The following is an 18390-nucleotide window of genomic DNA, read 5'->3' on the forward strand; positions in this document are numbered from 1 at the left end:
TGAGAGGAGCGCGGCCGTGATCGAGCAGCCTGCGTACACCGATTTCGGTTTCTCCGACGCGGAGTGGGGGCTATTGGTCGGCCTGCCGCAGTCGGTGCTGACCGCGGCGAGCGCCGCCGAGCACGACAGCGCCCGCCGCACCATGGCCGAGAACGCCGCCGGCCTGGAGACCATCGCCGCCGGCCGGGAGTCGGCCAGCCCTCTCGTCGCCGCCGTGGCGGGCGAGATCGTCTCCCGGGTGGGCGACCCGGACGCCGGCGAGGAACTGCCGGTCATCGCACCCGCCGACCCGCGGGCGATGATCGAGGACGTGCTGAACCGGGCGGCCTCGGCGGCCCGACTGCTGTCCGACAAGGTCGACGAGGGCGAGGCCGGCGCCTACAAGCACTGGCTCACGAAGGTCGCCGACCAGGTGGTGGGCGCGTCCTCCAGCGGCGGCATCCTCGGCCTCGGCGGCGACCAGGTCAGCGACTCCGAGCGGCGGTTCCGCGACCGGCTCTCCCAGGTGCTGAACGACTGATCCGCAGGCGTCACGCCGGCCGTCCCCGGTGCGGGGACGGCCGGGTCGAGCCCGCACCGAGGGCCCAATGGGTTCCTAATGGGTTCCTGAAGCGGCGACGGGTGTGGCGGGGCCGGTCGCCGGTGTGGCACCACCGTTCCCCATTCTGCCGGCTCGGGTGGTCTCGCCGAGCCCGGTGAGGGCATGGGAGAGGTGCGCCCGGTGTTTCTGTTCGCAGTGGCCGAACCAGGAATCGGGCGCGAAAGGATGGCTGATCGTCCGGGGCGGGCTACTCGGCGACGAAGACGCCGACACCCGGCAGCGTCTCGGTCATTCCCTTGATCCGTAGGACCTGCATGGCACGGTCGATCACTGGCTCGGTGACCCCGTACTGCTCAATCAGCTCTCGTCGGCTGGGCAGTTTGGAGCCGGGCGGGAACTCTCCCGCCGCGATGCGTACGGCGAGATCGTCGGCGATCTCCTCGTAGCGGTAACGCGGTGGCACAGCACCAAACGGCCCGGCCCTTATGGGGAGTTCCAGCGGCGGTTGATTCCCTCGGGGCCGGCGCGTGCTGCGGTGCGGAACCAGGCGTGCGCTTCGCGCGGTTGCCGAGGTCGTGGAGCACGATGGCGGTCATTCCGCCTGGCCGCCCTCGTCGGCCTGACCGGTGACCGGCTACCGCCGCACAGAACCTCCTCGCGGTCATCCGCCCGGCCGCTTACCGCGTCGACGACGGAGACCGTCGAGAATGGATTTATGCCACAGCGAAGAACCTGGGCAACAAACGTGTCGGTTGGCGATGATTGATCGACGGCCGTGTCATGGACCCGGCACGGGCAACATCTGGGGGAGGTCGGTGATGAGCGGGCTGCACGTCGAGAGTTTGGACACAACGCGGCGGCCGAAGGCGGAGCGCTGGGCCTACTTCACGGAGATCGCCTCCCGAGTCTCCGCCCCGATGGCCATGGACAGCGAGCACACAGCGGACTTTCGGGCCAGCGCCGACATCATCGCGCTGGGTGGCATCGAGCTGAGCCGGTTCCGCTACCAGTCCCTCGTCGGCCGACGCACGCCGCGCCTGATCCGGCAGGCCGACCCGGAGGTGTACCAGGTCGCCCTCACCCTCTCCGGCACCAGCTCGATCGGCGCACGCCGGGCCACGAACACCATCCCGGTGGGCGATTTCACCCTGCTCGACTGGGGGCGGCCGCACGAGCTGCTGCACCTCGGCCGGGACGACGGGCGGCAACCCACCAGCTCGGTCACCGCGCTGTTCCCCCGCTCGCGGCTGCCCCTGCACCCGGACCGGGTCGACCGGCTCGCCACGGCCCGGATGCCGGGCACTGAGGGCCCCGGGGCGCTACTGGCCCGGCACCTGGACCAGATCACCCGCCACCCCCGACAGTTCCGCGCCGCAGACGCCCCGCACCTGGCCGACATCACCCTCACCCTGATCTCCCTGCTGCTCGCCCGACACCTCGACGCCGAGACCGCGCTCCCGGCCGAGGTACGCCAGCAGGCGCTGCTCATCCAGGTTCACGACTTCATCGAGCGCCACCTCGCCGACCCCGACCTGTCCCCCCAGTCCGTCGCCGACGCCCACCACGTCGCCCTGCGCACGCTGCACCGGCTCTTCGCCGACCAGGACGAGTCCGTCAGCGGCGCCATCCGCCGCCGCCGGCTCGAACGCTGCCGGCGCGACCTGGCCGACCTGCTGCTGCAGGGCCAGACCGTGCATGCCGTCGCCGCCCGCTGGGGTTTCCGCGACAAGGCCCACTTCAGCCGCGCATTCCGCGCCGCGTACGGGGTCAGCCCCCGGGCCTGGCGGGAGGGGCAGCGGCCGGAGGGCGACCCGCCGCCCGGATGACGCCGACACGCCGACCCGGAGTCGGCACGGATCGTCAACCGCCCGGCGTCGACGGTCAACTTCCCCGGCCGGCCCGCGCCGCATACTGGGCCTGGGCCGGCCACCGGGCAACCGGTGCGACGGCCCACAGGTAACGGGGGGCCGTGGCGAGGCGCCCGCGACCCGCGCGGTCGCGGGCGACCGCCCGGTGTCGGCGGGGCCGGCTCAGGCGTCCTCCAGCAGCTCCAACACCCTCCGCTCGGCCTCGCCCCGGGGCATGTCCGGGTCCACCGGCGCGACCACCCCGTCGTGGAACAGGTCGACCACCCGGGGGTCCACGTACGAGTTCCGGGCCACCGTCGGCGTGTTGCCGAGCAGCTCGGCGACCTCGCGCATCACCGCCGCCACCGACTTCTTCCGGGCCGTGGCGGAGCGGGCCGGCCCCCTGGTCGCCAGCTCGGTGGCGGCCAGCACGGTGGCGTGCCAGGTGCGGAAGTCCTTCGCGGTCATCTCGCCGCCGCTGGCGTCGCGCAGGTACTCGTTGACCTCGTCGCTGCGCACGTCCCGCCAGTCCCGGTCGTCCCAGTAGCCGAAGAGTCGCTCGGCGCTGCGCCGGCGGCGGCGCAGGTCGATCAGCACCCGGCACAACTCCGGGTCGGAGATCCGCCGCACCTGGTCGATCCCGCCCTTGGCCGGGAACTCGAACACCACGCAGCCGCCCCGGCTGCGGGCGTGCTCGGGGCGCAGCGTGGCGACGCCGAAGGTGGCGTCGTCGCCGACCGCGTACTGGTCGCTACCGACCCGGAACATCCCCATGTCGAGCAGGCGGGCAACGGTGGCGAGCACCCGGTCCCGGTTGAGGCCACGGCCGGACAGGTCACGCTCCACCCGCTCGCGCAGCACCGGCAACCGATGGGCGACCTGGAGCACATGGTCGAACTTCGCCTCGTCCTGCTTCTGCCGCCATCGGGGGTGGTAGAGGTACTGCTTGCGGCCGGCGGCGTCGATCCCGGTGGCCTGGATGTGCCCGTTGGGGTGGGGCGAGATCCACACGTGCTGCCAGGCCGGCGGGATCACCAGGTCCCGCAGCCGGGCCAGCTCGTCGGGGTGCCGGACCCGTTCGCCCGCCGGGTCGAGGAAGAGCCAGCCCTGGCCGCGTCGCCGTCGGCCGTACCCCGTGCTGCCCGGATCGCTACGCCGTAACCGCACCGGAGACCCGCACCGCCCGTTCCACGTCGTCCACCGCAGCCAGCACCTCGTCGACGCCGACGGCCGCCAGCATCAAATTGGTTGACACCCCATCATTTGCGGGCCAATCCCTCGGTTGCCCGTCGGCCGGGTGCCGGTGCCCACCGTCGCCACCCCAGAGCACCCGGTGCCGGGGGCGGTCCGGCGGCGGCCCCCACCGGGCCGGCGGGACGGGTCCGAAGAGCACCACCGACGCCGTGCCGTAGCCGGTGGCGAGGTGGGCGACGCCGGTGTCGCCGCTGACCACCAGGCGGGCGTGCGCGACGAGGGCGGCGAGATCGCCGAGGTCCGTCCGGCCGGCGAGCACCGCCTGCGGCGGCAACCCCGCGTGGTACGCCACCTGACCGGCCAGCTCCCGCTCCTCCGCCGAGCCGGTGACCACCACCCGGTGGCCCCGGTCGGTCAGCTCCCGGGCCAGCGCCGCGAACCGCCGTGCCGGCCAGCGCTTGGCCGGGATCTTGCTGCCGGGGTGCACGACGGTGGCCCCGGTCGGCACCCGGTCGGGTGCGGGGCGGCGCAGGGCGAGATCGGAGCGGTCGGCGGGGATGTCGTACCAGGCGAGCAGGCGGCACCAGCGGTCGACCTCGTGTTCGTCCTCGCGCCATTGCGGTCCGTCGGTGTGGCCGGCCGCGGGGTTGGCGAAGGCCAGCAGCCGGCGGGGGCGGGTGGCGGCGAGCACGCGGTGCGACCGGGGGCCTCGTCCGTGCAGGTTGACCGCGAGGTCCGGGGCGGGACCGGCTCGCGGAAGGGAGCCGAGGCCGTCGATGGGCAAAAGGCGGTCGATGCCGCCGACGAGGCCGACCAGGGGTGCCAGCCAGCGGGGAGCGGCCAGGACCAGCTCCCGGCCGGGGTGGGCTGCGCGCAGGGCACGCAACGCGGGGACCCCGGTGGCGAGGTCCCCGACGCCCAGGGCGCGCAGCACGAGGATCACGGGTACGACGACTCTCGCTCTGCGCAGACCACCAGTTCGCGCACGGCGCTGCCTGGCGGTTGGGAGAGGGCGAACATGACGGCGGCTGCGGTGTCAGCGGGGTCGTTCAGGTTGGCGTCGGGCCCCGGCCGGTACTGCGCGTCCCGGGTGTCGAAGAACGCGGTACGCATGCCGCCGGGGACGAGCAGGGTGACGCCGACGGTGCCGGCGAGCTCGGCGGCGAGGGCGCGGGTGAAGCCGACGACGCCGAACTTCGCGGCGCAGTATGCGGTGGCGTCACTGACCGCCTTGACGCCGAGGGTGGAGGCGACGGTGACCACGTTGCCCCGGGACGCCTCCAGCCACGGCAGGGCGGCCCGGATCACCGCGGCGGTGGCGAGCAGGTCCACCGCGATGATCTTGTCCCAGGTCTCGCCCGGGACGTCGGCGAGCCTGCCGGGGACGTCGATGCCGGCGGCGGTGACGACGGCGTCGAGGCCGCCGGAGCGTTCGGCGAGCTGCCGGGTGGCCGCCTCGGCGGCCCGGGTGTCGGCCAGGTCGCACTCGACCCACGGCACCCCGTCGGCCGGCGCGTTGCGGTCCAGCACCAGCGGCCGGCCGCCGGCCCGGGCGACCGCCGTCACCACGGCCGCCCCCAACCCGCTCGACCCACCCGTGACCAGGACGGTCCGTCCCGTCCCCGCAGCGTTGCCGGTCATCGTGCCCCCTTCGCCGTCGCACCGTCCGCGCCCACCGCGCCGCCCGGCCCCGGCGGGGTGGGCGTCCGGTCGCCGGGGCGCCCGGTCGTCGCACCGCCGGCACGGGCGGCGGCGATCATGTCGGTGGTGGAGCGCCCGTCGAGGTACGGCACCACCACCGTGTGCCCGCCCCAGCGGCGCAGCAGCTCCGCCTCGGGCAGCCCCGGCTCACCCCCGGTGGCATAGTCGCCGCCCTTGACCCAGACGTCCGGACGCAGCCAGGTCAGGGCCGCCTCCGGGGTGGGCTCGTCGAAGACGAGCACCGCGTCGACGCAACCCAGCGCCGCCAGCAGCCGGCCGCGGTCGCCCTGCGGCACCACCGGCCGGTCCGGACCCTTCAGGCCGGCCACACTGGCGTCGGAGTTGAGGCAGACGACCAGGCAGTCGCCGAGCTGACGGGCCGCCTCCAGGGTGGCCACGTGCCCGGCGTGCAGCAGGTCGAAGCACCCGCCGGTGGCGACGACCGTGCCACCGCCGGCGCGGATCGCGGCGATCACCGTGGCGGCGGCGACGACCCCGACCCGGTCGCCGCCGGCCGGCCGGGACCCCGTCACGGTGACCGGGCGGGCCGGTGGCAGGGCGGTGGACACTCCCCCGGCGGCGACGTATGCCGACGCCTCGGTGACCGCCGCCTGCACCGCCTCGGAGACCAGCGCGCCGTCCGACAGCGCGATGGTGGCGGTCGCCGCGAACCGGTCGCCCGCGCCGCAGGTGTCCCCCTCGGCGCGGGCCGGCGCGGGCACCACCAGCGGGGTCGATCCGGCGTGGCAGAGCAACGCGCCGTCGCCGCCCAGGGTCACGGTGACCGCGCCGGCCCGCCAGCGCCGGCGCAGCTCCTGCGCGCCCCGTGACGCGGTGGCCAGCCGGGACGCACCGGGCGTGGTCTTCACCAGCTCCCGCACCTCCGACTCGTTCGGGGTGGCCAGGTGCACCCCCGGCACCGCCGCCGGTCCGCGCGGGTGCGGGTCCCACACCACGGGCGCGCGGGTCGCCGCGAGCGCGGAGCGCAGCGCCGGCTGCCGGGCCACCCCCCGGCCGTAGTCGCTGACCAACACGGCGGACGCGGAGGCGAGCAGCCGCAGGACGGCGTCGCTCGGCTCACCGGGCTCCCCGTCCGCTCCGCCCCGGTCGTGCCGCAGCAGCACCCGACCCCGGGCATGCAGGCGGACCTTCTCCGGGGTGGCACCGCGCAGCGGCAGCGCGTACACCCGCACACCGGCGGCAGCGAGCAGCTCGGCGAGCCGGGCTCCGCCCGCGTCGTCGGCGAGAGCGGTCACCAGCGCCACCTCGGCGCCCTGGGCGGCGGCGAAGACCGCCGCCAGGCCGGCGCCGCCGGGCCGGTCCACGGCCGTGGACTCGTCGAGGACCGGGACCGGGGAGTCCGGGCAGAGCCGGTTGACCACCCCCTCGACGTCCCGGTCGAGCAGGATGTCACCGAGCACCACCACCGGTCCTGCCATCAGCTCGCCTCCTCATCCCGCCTCGACCGGCCGGTCGGCTTCGCCGTCCAGCACCACCTCGACCCCAGCGCGCACCGGCCGGTCCGGTCCCCCGGCCGCGCCCATCGAAGGCCCTTCCGGCCCACCGGCCGCCTGCACCGTCGGCCGTTCCGACGGCTGCGGGCCGCCCGGGGGCCGCGCCGCCGTCGCGCCCGCCGCCGCGAGGGCGGCGGGGAGCACCCGGTCGACGTACTCGCAGAGCACGTGCGTGCAGACCAGGTGCAGCTCCTGGACGACCTGGCTGTCCGGGGAGGCGATGGCGAGCACGTCGTGACAGGCGTCGGCGAGGGGGTTCGGGGTGGGGCCGGTGAAGGCCCAGCAGCGCAGGCCGCTGCGACGGCCGGCGGCGACGGCGGCGAGGAGGTTGCTGCTGGCGCCGCTGGTGGACAGCAACAGGAGGATGTCGTCGGGGCGGCCATGGGCGCGGACCTGGCGGGCGAAGACCTCGTCGTAGCCGTAGTCGTTGCCGATGGCGGTGAGCGCGGAGGTCTCGGCGTGCAGGGCGATGGCGGAGAGCGGTTCGCGGTCGTCGCGGAGTTTGCCGACGAGTTCGGCGGTGAGGTGCTGGGCCTCGGCGGCGCTGCCGCCGTTGCCGGCCACCAGCAACCGCCCCCCGGCAGCCAGCCGGTGCGCCAACTCCCCGCCCCACCGGGCCAGCAGCTCTTCCGAGCCGCGCAACGGCGGCAGCGCGGCGGCCAGGTTCTCCAGGTGCGCGTCGAGCACCGACGGGGCGGCCCGGTCTGCCGGTCGGGTCGGCCTGGCGGCCATCAGGCGACCACCCGGGTCGGCCGACGCACCGCTGCCACCTGGCCGTACAACTCGGCCAGCCGCTCGGCCGCCGCCGGCCAGGAGTAGCTGCGGCGGGCCCGGTCGCGGGCCGCGCCGGCGTACGCGAACCGGCGGATCCGGTCGTCGAGCAGGCGCCGGATCGCGGCACCCAGCGCGCCCGGGTCACGGGCTGGGACCAGGTCGCCGGTCACCCCGTCGAGGACGGTGTCGGTCAGCCCGCCGACGGCCGTGCCGACCACCGGCACGCCGCAGGCCATCGCCTCCAGCGGGGTGAGCCCGAACGGCTCGTACCAGGGGGCCGCGACCAGCAGGTCGGCGGAGCGGTACCAGCGGCCCATCTCCTCGCGGGGCACCGCCCCGACCAGGGTGACCCGGTCGGCGACCCCGCACGATCCGGCGAGGGCCCGCAGCCGGCGGGCGTGCGGGTCGGTCTCCAACAGCCCCTCGGGCGGGCCGCCCACCACCACGCACTCGGCCTCGGGCACCAGCGGCATCGCCCGGATCACGTCCTGGAAGCCCTTGCGCTCCACCAGCCGGCCGACGGTGAGGATGCGGGCCCGCCCCGGGCCGCGTTCGGCGGCCGGGCCGAGCGGCGCGAACGTGCCGAGGTTGACCCCGGACGCCACGACGGTGATCCGGGACCGGGGCACCCCCATCCGGACCAGCTCACCCACCTCGTCCTGGCACTGGGCGACCACCCGGTCGACCGAGCGGCCCAGCTCCCGCTCGTGGCCGATCCGGCCGGGCGGGCTGGTGTCCTGCACGCCCTGGTGGCGTCGCTTCACGGTGCCGAGGGCGTGGTACGTCAGCACCACCGGCACCCCGGTCCGCCGGCCGGCGGTGAGCGCGGCCAGGCCGCTCATCCAGAAGTGCGCGTGGATCACGTCGGGCGCCCAGTCCCCGCCGCGCCACCGGTCGACCAGCCAGCGGCCGAACGCCGGCATGTGCGGCAGCAACGCGTCCTTGGCGACCGGCTCGGCGGGCCCGGCCGGCACGTGCACCACGTCGTAGCCGTCGGGGCCACGGACCGTTCCCAGCAGGTCCACCGCGTCCCGGCGGGTGTACACCCGCACGTCGTGCCCGGCGGCCACCAGTGCGGCGGAGAGCTCGGCGACGTGCGTGTTCTGGCCACCGGCGTCCTCGCCGCCGAGGACGGCGAGCGGGCTGGCGTGCTCCGAGATCATCGCGACGCGCATACTTCCTCCTCCAGCAGCCGGTCCCAGTCAGCGAGGAAACGGTCCAGGCCGTAGCGCTCCCGTGCGGCCCGCCGGGCCGCCGCGCCCGCCCGGCGGGCGGCCTCCGGGTCCTCGAGGAGGCGGCGGGTCGCCCCCACCAGCTCCCCGACCCGGGTGGAGATGGCGCCGGCGTCCGGCGGCACCGCCACCACCGCCTCGGTGGTGGCCAGCGCGACGACCGGCATGCCGATGGCCATCGCCTCGATCAGGCTGAGCCCGAGCGAGGTCCACCGGCACAGGTGCAGGTACGCCCGCCGCCGGCCCAGCTCGGCGTGCATTAACTCCTGCGGCACGTCGTCGTGGGTGACAACCCGGTCGGCAGGCAGGCCCAGCCGGTCGGCGAGCCCGCTCACCCCCATGCCGAAGACGTCGAGCGGGGCGACGGCGGCGAACCGGGGCAGCAGGTCGGTGCCGGTGACCCGCCAGCGGCGTACCGGCTCGTTGATCACGACGGCGAGCCGGTCGAGCTCGCCGGTCCACTCGACCTTCGGTGCGACGACGCCGTGCTCGACCACCGTGGTGCGGGTGGTGCCGCTGTCCCAGAAGAGTTCGTTGAACCCGGTGACGTGGACCAGGAGCAGGTCGTCGCGGTCGGCCATCGGATGCCGGGTGTCGGGCACGTCGCCCTTGGGCGTGTTGTGCTCGACGTAGATCGCGGGCACGTCGCGGCCGACCCTGCGGCCCAGCCACTCGCAGGCCAGGTCGAACTCCTCGGGACGCTGGAGGACCACCACATCAACATCGGCCCGGGCGAGCGCGTCGGGGCTGACCTCGACGGCGCTGTCGGGCCACGGGTAGGTGCGGGCCCGGCCGAGGCCGTAGGCGCCCCGGTCGGGGGTGACCGGCACCAGGTACCGGTGCCGGCCGTGCACGAAGGAGGTGGCCCAGGAGCCGTGCACGTGCCACACCAGGACGTTCATCGGCCGCTCCCGCCGCCGCCGGCCGGCACGACCGTCCGGGTCGGGGCCGGCGTCCGCGGCCCGCCGGTGCCCGGGGGTACGCCGAGCAGGCGCACCGCGGCCAGCACCGCGCCCGGGTCGATCCCGGCCAGGCAGGGGTGACCGGGGACGGGGCAATGGGCGGCACGGGTGTCCCGGCAGGGCGCGTCGGCGTCGCCGAGCCGGACGGTCGGCACCCGGTACGGCCCCCACTGCCCGAACGGGACCGTGGGGGCAAACAGGCTGACCACCGGCACCCCGAGCGCGGCGGCCAGGTGCGCCGGGCCGGTGTTGCCGACGACCAGCGCGCCGGCGTTGGCGATGATCCCGGCCAGCTCGGCGAGTCCGGTGCGCCCGCCGAGGTCGACGCCGCCGGCGGCGGCTGTCCGGGCGGTGAGGTCCCGCTCGTCGGGCCCTCCCGTGACCACCACCCGGTAACCCGCCCCGGTGAGCACCCGGACGATCCGGGCGGCCAGCTCCGGCGGGCAGGCCCGCGACGAGGCCGACGAACCGGGGTGCAGCACCACGTACCCGGGTTCGTCGGCCTCGGGCGGCGGCGGTGGGACCGCGTCTCGGCGCAGCCGCAGTCGGGGCTGATCGTCGTCGGGCAGGGCGTAGCCGGCGGCGGCGGCCAGGGAGAGGGCGCGTTCGGTCTCGGGCACGCCCACCGGCACCCGGTGGCGCACGTCGAGGAGGCTGCCCGGGTAGTCGTCGCTGATCCCGCTCACCCGGGCCACCCCGGCCAGGCGCAGCAGCAGTGCCAGCGGCAGCGGCGACTGGTGGAAGCTGGTGAAGATCACCGCCTCGTCCGCCCCGATCGCGGCCAGCCGCCGCACCAGACGGTCGACGCGCCGCGGGTCCACCGGGGCCGGGTCCGGGTCGATCCACTCCAGGGGCCACTCGACGATCTCGTCCACCCCCGGCAGCAGGCGTGCCGCCGCCCGCCCCCGCGGCCCGCACAGCAGCACCACCCGCTCGGCGTGCGCCGCCACCGCCCGGACACCCGGCCCCGTCACCAGCACGTCCCCCGCCGAGTCGGCGCGTACCACCAGCACCGTCCCACCCCGCCGCGGCAGCACCGGCACCACCGCCGCCTGCCGGCGCAGGATCTCCTCCACGGCGTGCGGCAACGTCGACGCCACGCAGGGCGCCGCCGCGATCTCCTCGCCCCGGGTCACCGGTGTCGGCACCAGGATCCCGGCCGCCCCCGCCGCCAGCGCCGCCGTCATGTCCCGGCCGATGTCCCCCACCACCACGCACCGCCCCGGCGTCGTACCCAGGTCGGCGGCGGCGGCGTACACCAGCCCCGGCGCCGGCTTGCGGCACCCACAGCCCGCGTCGTCGTCGTGCGGACACACCCGCCACGAGTCGAACGGGCCCAGCAACTCCTCCACCCGGGCGTGCACCTCGGCCATCCGGTCGGCGGTGAACAGGCCCCGGGCCAGCCCCGACTGGTTCGTCACCACCCCCAGCCGCAGCCCGGCCGCCCGCAACCGGTCCAGCGCCTCCCGCGCCCCCGCCACCGGCCGCACCTTCTCCGGGTCCCCGTTGTACGGCACGTCCTCGATCAGCGTCCCGTCCCGGTCCAGCAGCACCGCGTCGAACAGGACGCCACCGCACCGGCGGTCAGCACCCGGGTCGACCCGGGCTGACTCGCGCCGATCCGGCTCCATCTGGTCCCGTCGCACGCGCGGCGGGTTCCCTGCGCCCCGGGGAGTAAACGTCGTCCCCGACGCGCCACCGCCACCGCGCCCACCCGGTGGCAGGCGCCTCGCGCCTCCGGTGCGGCGATACCCGCCGTCGCCGAGAAGCTAACCCGCCCGGGTCGTTAGCGCCGGCTCGCGGCAGGGTACGGGTGCGAAGTGGCAGTTGTGGACCAGGTGATCGAGGCGTCCCCCCGGCACGTCTTCGACGTCCTCGCCGACGGCTGGACGGGCCAACACACCACGTCATACCCGCCGGACGGGGAGCCTTTACGACACCGGGCGGGCAACTGGCTACCCTCTCTGATGACCCTGTCGGCGAACCGAGGATGTCCGTCATGATCAAACCCGTGCAGTTGCCCGTGCCGTGGCGGGACGCGCGCCTGACCGTCGTGGTCCCCACCTACAACGAGGCGGGCAATCTGCCGGTGGTGGTCGAGCGGCTCCTCGCGCTGCCGCTGCCGAACCTGACGGTGCTGGTCGCCGACGACAACTCCCCGGACGGCACCGGCGAGGTGGCCGACAAGCTGGCCGTCGAGCACCCCGAACGGGTCCGGGTGGTGCACCGTGCCGGCAAGGAGGGGCTCGGCCGGGCGTACGTCGACGGGATCACCCGGGCGCTCGACGGCGGCGCCGAGTACGTGGCGCAGATGGACGCCGACCTGTCCCACCCGCCGGAGGCGCTGCCCGGGATGCTCGGCGCGCTGCTCTCCACCCAGGCGGGCGTGGTCATCGGCTCCCGCTACGTGCCCGGCGGCCAGCTCGACGAGGCGTGGCCGCTGTACCGGCGCGCGCTCAGCGGCTGGGCCAACCTCTACGTGCACACCCTGCTGCGGGTGCGCATCCGCGACCTCACGGCCGGGTTCAAGATCTGGCGGGCGGACGCCCTGCGCGACATCGGCCTGGATCGGGTGCAGTCCAACGGCTACAGCTTCCAGGTGGAGATGCACTACCTGGCCACGAAGCTCGGGCACACCATCCTGGAGGTGCCGATCCGCTTCGAGGAGCGCCGCGACGGGCTGTCGAAGATGACCACCGCCACCAAGATCGAAAGTGCGCTGATGCCGTTCAAGCTGCGCACCCGGCACCGCAACATCGAGCGCTGACCGCCCGCCCTGGACCCCTGCGGATGGCCCGGGGCGGGCGTGGCACGGCGTATGTGGCGACGCCGTCGCGGGTCAGCGGTAGACCGCCCGGTGGGCCGCGCCGATCATCTGAGCGTAGAGCCCCCCGGTGACGGCCCGGTCGCGGGCCAGCGCCGCCCGGGCGGCGTTCGCGCCGGGCGCGCCGTGCACCCCACCGCCCGGGTGGGCCGAGGCGCTGGCCAGGTAGAGCCGGTCCACCGGGGTGTCCGCCCGGCCCAGGCCGGGGATCGGCCGCAGGAACAGCTGCTGGTACGCCGCCGCGGTGCCGCCGCCCAGCGCCCCGCCGACCAGGCTCGGGTCGCCCCGCTCCAGGTCGGCCGGGCCGGCGACGTACCGGCCGACGACGCGGGAACGGAAGCCGGGGGCCGCCGCCTCCAGCACCTCCTCCATCCGGTCCACGTGCCCGGCGACGTCCTCGGCCCGCCAGTGCCGCCGAAACGGCAGGTGGGTGTACGCCCACAGCGACTCGGTCCCGGGTGGCGAGTGGCTCGGGTCGGCGACGCTCATCTGCCCGAGCAGCAGGAACGGGTCCCTCGGGATCTCCCCCCGGGCCAACTCGGCCGCGTACGTGGTCAGGCCGCCCAGGTCCGCGCCGAGGTGCACGGTGCCGGCGCCGGCCACCGCCGGGTTGGTCCACGGCACCGGCCCGGACAGCGCCCAGTCGACCTTGAGGGTGGAGCCGTCCCACCGGAAGTGGGCCAGGTCCTCGACGAGGCGTGGCGGCAGCGCCGCGGCACCGACCAGGTCCAGGTAGAGCGCAGGGGCCGGGACGTCGGCCAGCACCGCCCTGCGGGCCCGCCAGGTGGTGCCGCCGATGGCGCGTACCCCCATCGCCCGGCCCCGGGCGGTGAGCACCCGCTCGACCCGGGCGCCGTAGCGGATCCGGCCACCCCGGGCGGCCAGCCGGTCCACCAGCGCGTCGGTGATCTTCTGCGCCCCGCCGACCGGCACCGGCCAGCCGACCTGTTGGCCGAGCATGGCCAGCAGCCAGCCGTACACCCCGGAGCCGGCGTCCTCCGGGGCGAGGTCGGTGTGCAGGGCGCAGCCGGCGAGCAGGAGCGTGCCGCCCTCGCCGTCGAAGAGCTCGTCGCCGAGCTTGCGTACCGGCACGACGAGGCGGCGGGCCAGCCGCAGCGCCCCGCCGATCCGCAGCCGGCGCAGCAGCCCGGCCCCGCCGCGCACCGGCGGGAACGGCGTGGTGATGGTGTCCAGCATCGGCCCGGCGATGTCGAGCCAGTCGGCGTACGCGTTGCGCCAGCGCTCGCCATCGGCCGGCGCGAACGCCTCCAGCGAGGCGGCCGTGGCGTCGAGGTCCCGGTTGAGCACCGCCGTCCGGCCGTCGGGCAGCAGGTGGGCCAGCACGTCGGGGGCGTGGGTCCAGCTCAGGCCGTGCCGCTCCAGCTCCAGGCCGGCCAGCACCGGGGAGGCGTACCCGAGCGGGTAGAAGGAGCTGTAGAGGTCGCTGAGATAGCCGGGGGCGGTCACCTCGGCCGAGCGCACCGCCCCGCCGGGTGCCCCGGTCGCCTCCAGCACCAGCACGTCCCAGCCCGCGTCGGCCAACAGGTTGGCGGCCACCAGGCCGTTGTGGCCAGCGCCGATGACCACGGCATCCGCCGTCTGGACACCCGTCGAGATCATCGAAGCCGCCTACCCGGCCGGTCACCAGGCGAAACGCGTTTGGGTCGGGTCGGCCGGGGGATCCGCTGCCGCATGTATACGGTTTCGCAGCTCATCGGTGGAGTGTGGGGCGCGGGCGGCGCGGGCGGCGAGCTGGTCGTCCGCGATCCGGCCGACGACACCCCGGTCAGCGCCGTGCCGGTGGCGACGGCGGACGAGGTCGGCAAGGCGGTGGAGGCCGCCCGGGAGGCCGCAGCCGAGTGGGCGACGACCGCCCCGGCCGAGCGGGCGGCGGCCCTGCACCGCGCGGCGGACGCGGTCGAGGCCACGGCGGAGGAGTTGGCCGCGGCGGTCACCGCCGAGATGGGCAAGCCCCTCGCGGACGCCCGGGGCGGCGTCGAGGCGGGCGTCGGCACCCTGCGACAGTACGCGGAGCTGGGCCCGCTGCGCGGCGGTCGGACGCTGCTAGGACGCGAGGACGCCATCGACCTCATGGTCCCGCAGCCGCGCGGGGTGGCCGCCGTGATCACCCCGTGGAACGACCCGGTGGCGATCTCCTGCGGGCTGCTCGGCGCGGCGCTGGTGACCGGCAACGTGGTGCTGTACAAGCCGAGCGAGCGGACCTCGGCGACCGGGTGGCTGTTGGCGCGGGCGCTGGACGGCGCACTGCCTGCTGGCGTGTTGTCGCTACTCACCGGCGGTGGTGAGGTCGGCGCGGCGCTGGCCGCGAGTGACGTGGACGTGGTGGCGCACGTCGGGTCGACGGCCACCGGTCGGTCGATCGCCGCGGCGACGGCCCGCACCGGGGCGAAGGTGCTGCTGGAGAACGGCGGCAGCGACCCGTTGGTCGTCGACGCCGACGTCGACCCGGTCTGGGCGGCCGAGCAGGCGGCGCTCGGGGCGTTCGCCAACGCCGGGCAGATCTGCGTCGCGGTGGAGCGGATCTACGTGCACCGCGACATCGCCGAGGACTTCGTCGACGCCCTGGTGGAACGGGCCGGGGCGCTGCGGTCGGGTCCCGGCCGGGATCCGGAGACCCAGCTCGGGCCACTGGTCGACCGGCGGCACCGGGACCACGTGCACGGGCAGGTGACGGCGGCCGTGGCCGACGGGGCGCGGATCCGCACCGGCGGCGCGTTGCCGGACGGGCCGGGGGCGTTCTATCCGGCGACCGTGGTCGCCGGCTGCCGCCACGACATGGCCGTGGTCCGGGAGGAGACCTTCGGCCCGGTCGCCCCGGTGGTCGTGGTCGACTCGTTCAGCGAGGCGCTGCGGTGCGCCGCGGACTCACCGTACGGGCTGGCCGCCACGGTGCTCACCGGGTCGATGAGTCACGCCCAGCGGGCCTGGCGGGAGCTGCCGGTCGGCACCGTGAAGATCAACGCGGTCTTCGGCGGGGCCCCCGGCGGGGCGGCCCACCCCCGCAGGGGCAGCGGCCAGGGCTTCGGCTACGGCCCGGAACTCCTCGACGAGTTCACGGCCACGAAGGCGGTGCACATCGAACCCCCCGCCGGCGGCCACTGGTGAGCCGCACGGTGGCGGTCAGTCGCCGCGCGCCCTGCGGGTCTCCCGGTCGTTGGCCTTCTCGATCGCCTTGACCAGTTCCGGCTTGGTCATCCGGGAACGGCCGGGGATGTCGAGCTTGCGGGCCACGCCCATGAGATGGTCCTTGGTGGCGTTGGCGTCCACGCCGCCCGCCGTGGAGGCGCGCCGCTGTGGGCCGCCACCGGCCGCCTGCCGGTCGCTGGGGCCCTTGCGCCCCTTGGGCTCCCAGTGGTCGCCCACCTTCTCGTACTGGTGCTTCACGGCGGCGAACGCGGTCCGGTGCGCCCGCTCCCCCTCGCCGTACGTCTCCACCGCCGAGTCGTGCGTCTTCGCCCAGGTGCGCTGCGCCTTCTCCGGGGAGCGCCGCAACGTGCTGGGCAGTACCTCGCGTCCGGGCATGTCGTCCTCCTCCGCATCGGCTGGTTCCCGATTGATCGTTCCCGCGGTCAGCGCCCGCAAACGGCCCGAACGGGGCGAACCGGGCGGCGGGGCGGCGGGGCGGGACGGGCAGGCACCGCAGGCGGGGCGGCGTACCCTGCCTGGTTTGTCGATTTCCGGCTTTGGGTACCGGCGGAGCCAGGCGAGCACGGGTGGATCCGGTCACCCCGCGCCGCCGGGGCGCAGGGGGCGGTCATGGCAACCACGACGGAACCGGGCACGGCTCCTCCCGGCGGGCGGTCGCGGCTCCCCCGGCGGGTACGCCAGCTGAGTTGGCGCACCTGGCGCGGGGCGCTGGTGCGCAGCGGGCAGAACTTCGTCAAGGACAACTGCGCGGACTGGGCCGCCGCCCTCACCTACTACGGGGTGCTCGCGCTCTTCCCGTCCACCATCGTGGTGGTGGCCCTGGTCGGTTTGGTCTCCGACGGGGAACGGACCGTGGACACCGTGATCGACCTGGCCCGCGAACTGGGGGCCGGCTCGGTGGTCGGCAACGACGGTTTCGTCGACGTCGTCCGGGCCGTGGTGGACCAGCAGAGCGGAGCGAAGGTGCTGCTCAGCTTCGGTCTGCTCGGCGCGCTCTGGTCGGCGTCGGGGTTCATCGGGGCGTTCACCCGGGCATCCAACGCCATCTACGGGGTGCAGGAGGGGCGGCCGGTCTGGAAGCTGCGTCCCCTCCAGATCGGCCTGGCCGCCGTGACGCTGGTGCTGCTGGCGGTGGTGGCCACCGGGCTGATCGTCAGCGGCCCGGTCACCGACGCGGTGGGCAACCTGATCAACGCGGGCGGGCTGGCCCGGACGGTGTGGAGCGTCGCGAAGTGGCCGGTGCTGGCCATGGTGATGATGGTGCTGCTGTCCCTGCTGTTCTGGATCGCCCCGAACGTGCGCCAACCCCGGTTCCGCTGGCTCACCCCGGGCGGAACGGTCGCCCTGGTCTCCTGGGCCCTCGCCTCCTTCGGCTTCGGCCTCTACGTGGCCAACTTCGGCTCGTACGACGTGACGTACGGCAGCCTCGGGGCGGTGATCGCGTTCCTGGTCTGGCTCTTCCTGTCCAACTCGGCGCTGATGCTCGGCGTGCAGATCAACGCCGAGCTGCAACGCGGCCGGGCGATGCAGGCCGGCGACCCGAACCCGGACGATCCGGTGCTGACGCCCCGGGCCCCGGCCGATTCGTGACCGACTGCGCCCTTCGCGGCGTCACCCTCGGTTTACCGGCCGTCGCGCCGGGTAGCGCAGAAGGCATGGAACGTGGCAACAGCAAGCACAGCCCGAGGCTCGACGAGCAGATGAGCCAAGAGGTCAGCGGCCTGGTGCAGGGTCCGGGCGCCGCCGGCTCCCGGGTCGACGAATCCCGGCAGCCCGAGCCCGCGGGCGAGGACCAGCCGGAGCCGACCACGGCACCGGCCGGCGAGCTGCGTAGCGGCGCCCCACAGGGGATGAGTTCCGAGGACGTGGAGGAGCGCAGCCGGCTCGGGCGGTTCATCACGATGACCGCCCTGCCCGGTGACCGGGAGGCGCTGATCGCCAACGCGCGCGACAACAATGCGCCGGACGACATCGTCACCGCCCTGGAGGGCCTGCCGCCGGACACCCGCTACCAGACGATTTCCGAGGTGTGGGCCGCGCTCGGGAACAGCAACGAGACGACGCGTTGGTGAGTCGGGGCGGCCCACGCTCCCCCACGACGCACCGACGCACCGACGCACCGACGCACCGAGGAGGATTCCCCGATGAGTGGCGCTACCGAACACGTGGACGTGTCCGTCCCGATCCGGACCGCGTACGACCAGTGGACGCAGTTCGAGGAGTTCCCGCACTTCATGGAGGGGGTCCAGGAGGTCCGGCAACTCACCGACACCAAGACCCACTGGACGGTGGAGATCGCCGGGGTGAAGCGGGAGTTCGACGCCGAGATCACCGAACAACTGCCGGACGAGCGGGTCGCCTGGAGGTCCACCGGGGGCACCCAGCAGGCCGGCGTGGTGACCTTCCACCGCCTCGACGAGGACAAGACCCGGGTCACCCTTCAGCTCGAGTTCGAGCCGCACGGCGTGCTGGAGCAGGCCGGTGACAAGCTCGGCGTCGTCGACCGCCGCGCCAAGGGCGACCTGGAACGGTTCAAGACGTTCATCGAGCGGCGCGGTCAGGAGACCGGCGCCTGGCGGGGGGCCGTGGACCGCCCGCAGCCCTGATCCCCCCGGGCACGCGCTGAGGATGGC

The 18390-nt window shown here is 75.0% G+C and carries 18 protein-coding genes; 7 read left to right on the plus strand and 11 right to left on the minus strand.

What is annotated here, in order from left to right; translation table 11 throughout:
• Window positions 1-16: 16 nt before the first annotated feature.
• The gene (locus tag SNR22_RS19405; protein ID WP_320068020.1) at window positions 17-520 is read left to right on the plus strand and encodes a hypothetical protein; all 504 of its coding nucleotides are present in this window, start codon (window positions 17-19) and stop codon (window positions 518-520) included.
• Window positions 521-788: 268 nt separating this feature from the next.
• Here the strand turns inward: SNR22_RS19405 and SNR22_RS19410 are convergent, their stop codons facing one another.
• Window positions 789-1004 carry a FadR/GntR family transcriptional regulator gene (locus SNR22_RS19410; RefSeq protein WP_320068021.1) on the minus strand — a complete coding sequence of 72 codons (216 nt, stop codon included), beginning with the start codon at window positions 1002-1004 and terminating at the stop codon, window positions 789-791.
• Between the two features lie 355 nt (window positions 1005-1359).
• On the opposite strand from SNR22_RS19410, the gene SNR22_RS19415 reads away from it, so the two are divergent.
• Entirely contained in the window at window positions 1360-2367 is a 1008-nt protein-coding gene (locus SNR22_RS19415; protein WP_320068022.1) for a helix-turn-helix domain-containing protein, read from the plus strand.
• A 204-nt stretch (window positions 2368-2571) separates the two neighbouring features.
• Here SNR22_RS19415 and SNR22_RS19420 read toward each other — a convergent pair whose 3' ends face one another.
• From SNR22_RS19420 to SNR22_RS19455, 8 genes are read right to left on the minus strand one after another with little or no spacing between them, the layout of a single operon-like run.
• Window positions 2572-3555: a DNA topoisomerase IB gene (locus SNR22_RS19420; RefSeq protein ID WP_320068023.1), complete on the minus strand. Its 984-nt coding sequence runs from the start codon at window positions 3553-3555 to the stop codon at window positions 2572-2574.
• Window positions 3539-4525: a glycosyltransferase family 9 protein gene (locus tag SNR22_RS19425; RefSeq protein WP_320068024.1), complete on the minus strand. Its 987-nt coding sequence runs from the start codon at window positions 4523-4525 to the stop codon at window positions 3539-3541. The genes SNR22_RS19420 and SNR22_RS19425 overlap by 17 nt, the downstream gene beginning before the upstream one ends.
• Window positions 4522-5223: an SDR family oxidoreductase gene (locus SNR22_RS19430; protein WP_320068025.1), complete on the minus strand. Its 702-nt coding sequence runs from the start codon at window positions 5221-5223 to the stop codon at window positions 4522-4524. Before SNR22_RS19430 ends, SNR22_RS19425 begins: the two co-directional genes overlap by 4 nt.
• On the minus strand, window positions 5220-6722 hold the full coding sequence (locus SNR22_RS19435) for a PfkB family carbohydrate kinase (protein ID WP_320068026.1): 1503 nt from the start codon (window positions 6720-6722) through the stop codon (window positions 5220-5222). Before SNR22_RS19435 ends, SNR22_RS19430 begins: the two co-directional genes overlap by 4 nt.
• A 12-nt stretch (window positions 6723-6734) precedes the next feature.
• The gene (locus SNR22_RS19440; protein WP_320068027.1) at window positions 6735-7529 is read right to left on the minus strand and encodes an SIS domain-containing protein; all 795 of its coding nucleotides are present in this window, start codon (window positions 7527-7529) and stop codon (window positions 6735-6737) included.
• Window positions 7529-8746, minus strand: coding sequence for a glycosyltransferase (locus SNR22_RS19445; RefSeq protein ID WP_320068028.1), 1218 nt, complete (start codon window positions 8744-8746; stop codon window positions 7529-7531). The genes SNR22_RS19440 and SNR22_RS19445 overlap by 1 nt, the downstream gene beginning before the upstream one ends.
• A complete protein-coding gene (locus tag SNR22_RS19450; protein ID WP_320068029.1) occupies window positions 8731-9705 on the minus strand; it encodes a glycosyltransferase in 975 nt (324 codons plus the stop codon). The genes SNR22_RS19445 and SNR22_RS19450 overlap by 16 nt, the downstream gene beginning before the upstream one ends.
• Window positions 9702-11396 (minus strand): HAD-IIIA family hydrolase, encoded by a 1695-nt coding sequence (locus SNR22_RS19455; RefSeq protein WP_320068073.1) that lies wholly within the window; start codon window positions 11394-11396, stop codon window positions 9702-9704. The genes SNR22_RS19450 and SNR22_RS19455 overlap by 4 nt, the downstream gene beginning before the upstream one ends.
• A 368-nt stretch (window positions 11397-11764) precedes the next feature.
• Between SNR22_RS19455 and SNR22_RS19460 the strand changes: the two genes are divergently transcribed.
• Window positions 11765-12532 carry a polyprenol monophosphomannose synthase gene (locus SNR22_RS19460; RefSeq protein WP_320068030.1) on the plus strand — a complete coding sequence of 256 codons (768 nt, stop codon included), beginning with the start codon at window positions 11765-11767 and terminating at the stop codon, window positions 12530-12532.
• A gap of 72 nt (window positions 12533-12604) precedes the next feature.
• Here the strand turns inward: SNR22_RS19460 and SNR22_RS19465 are convergent, their stop codons facing one another.
• Window positions 12605-14209, minus strand: coding sequence for an NAD(P)/FAD-dependent oxidoreductase (locus SNR22_RS19465; protein ID WP_320068031.1), 1605 nt, complete (start codon window positions 14207-14209; stop codon window positions 12605-12607).
• Window positions 14210-14281: 72 nt separating this feature from the next.
• On the opposite strand from SNR22_RS19465, the gene SNR22_RS19470 reads away from it, so the two are divergent.
• On the plus strand, window positions 14282-15715 hold the full coding sequence (locus SNR22_RS19470; RefSeq protein WP_320068032.1) for an aldehyde dehydrogenase family protein: 1434 nt from the start codon (window positions 14282-14284) through the stop codon (window positions 15713-15715).
• 15 nt (window positions 15716-15730) lie between these two features.
• Here the strand turns inward: SNR22_RS19470 and SNR22_RS19475 are convergent, their stop codons facing one another.
• Window positions 15731-16132, minus strand: a complete 402-nt coding sequence (locus SNR22_RS19475) for a ChaB family protein (protein WP_320068033.1) — start codon at window positions 16130-16132, stop codon at window positions 15731-15733.
• 234 nt (window positions 16133-16366) lie between these two features.
• Here SNR22_RS19475 and SNR22_RS19480 point away from each other — a divergent pair, with 234 nt between their 5' ends.
• The 3 genes from SNR22_RS19480 (at window position 16367) to SNR22_RS19490 (ending at window position 18363) form a co-directional block, all read left to right on the plus strand.
• On the plus strand, window positions 16367-17347 hold the full coding sequence (locus SNR22_RS19480) for a YihY/virulence factor BrkB family protein (protein WP_320068034.1): 981 nt from the start codon (window positions 16367-16369) through the stop codon (window positions 17345-17347).
• A 65-nt stretch (window positions 17348-17412) separates the two neighbouring features.
• Window positions 17413-17829 (plus strand): DUF2795 domain-containing protein, encoded by a 417-nt coding sequence (locus SNR22_RS19485; protein WP_320068035.1) that lies wholly within the window; start codon window positions 17413-17415, stop codon window positions 17827-17829.
• 72 nt (window positions 17830-17901) lie between these two features.
• Window positions 17902-18363 (plus strand): SRPBCC family protein, encoded by a 462-nt coding sequence (locus SNR22_RS19490; protein ID WP_320068036.1) that lies wholly within the window; start codon window positions 17902-17904, stop codon window positions 18361-18363.
• Window positions 18364-18390: the final 27 nt, after the last annotated feature.

This window comes from Micromonospora sp. RTGN7, assembly GCF_033804645.1.
In the GTDB taxonomy this organism is placed as follows: Bacteria; Actinomycetota; Actinomycetes; order Mycobacteriales; family Micromonosporaceae; genus Micromonospora.

What these genes read in the sequence shown, in the direction of transcription:
- SNR22_RS19415 (WP_320068022.1), top strand. Translation starts at nt 1,360, where the DNA reads ATGAGCGGGCTGCACGTCGAGAGTTTGGACACAACGCGGCGGCCGAAG.
- SNR22_RS19430 (WP_320068025.1), bottom strand. Translation starts at nt 5,223, where the DNA reads ATGACCGGCAACGCTGCGGGGACGGGACGGACCGTCCTGGTCACGGGT.
- SNR22_RS19445 (WP_320068028.1), bottom strand. Translation starts at nt 8,746, where the DNA reads ATGCGCGTCGCGATGATCTCGGAGCACGCCAGCCCGCTCGCCGTCCTC.
- SNR22_RS19460 (WP_320068030.1), top strand. Translation starts at nt 11,765, where the DNA reads ATGATCAAACCCGTGCAGTTGCCCGTGCCGTGGCGGGACGCGCGCCTG.
- SNR22_RS19490 (WP_320068036.1), top strand. Translation starts at nt 17,902, where the DNA reads ATGAGTGGCGCTACCGAACACGTGGACGTGTCCGTCCCGATCCGGACC.
- SNR22_RS19455 (WP_320068073.1), bottom strand. Translation starts at nt 11,396, where the DNA reads ATGGAGCCGGATCGGCGCGAGTCAGCCCGGGTCGACCCGGGTGCTGAC.
- SNR22_RS19435 (WP_320068026.1), bottom strand. Translation starts at nt 6,722, where the DNA reads ATGGCAGGACCGGTGGTGGTGCTCGGTGACATCCTGCTCGACCGGGAC.
- SNR22_RS19470 (WP_320068032.1), top strand. Translation starts at nt 14,282, where the DNA reads ATGTATACGGTTTCGCAGCTCATCGGTGGAGTGTGGGGCGCGGGCGGC.
- SNR22_RS19440 (WP_320068027.1), bottom strand. Translation starts at nt 7,529, where the DNA reads ATGGCCGCCAGGCCGACCCGACCGGCAGACCGGGCCGCCCCGTCGGTG.
- SNR22_RS19475 (WP_320068033.1), bottom strand. Translation starts at nt 16,132, where the DNA reads ATGCCCGGACGCGAGGTACTGCCCAGCACGTTGCGGCGCTCCCCGGAG.
- SNR22_RS19480 (WP_320068034.1), top strand. Translation starts at nt 16,367, where the DNA reads ATGGCAACCACGACGGAACCGGGCACGGCTCCTCCCGGCGGGCGGTCG.
- SNR22_RS19465 (WP_320068031.1), bottom strand. Translation starts at nt 14,209, where the DNA reads ATGATCTCGACGGGTGTCCAGACGGCGGATGCCGTGGTCATCGGCGCT.
- SNR22_RS19450 (WP_320068029.1), bottom strand. Translation starts at nt 9,705, where the DNA reads ATGAACGTCCTGGTGTGGCACGTGCACGGCTCCTGGGCCACCTCCTTC.
- SNR22_RS19485 (WP_320068035.1), top strand. Translation starts at nt 17,413, where the DNA reads ATGGAACGTGGCAACAGCAAGCACAGCCCGAGGCTCGACGAGCAGATG.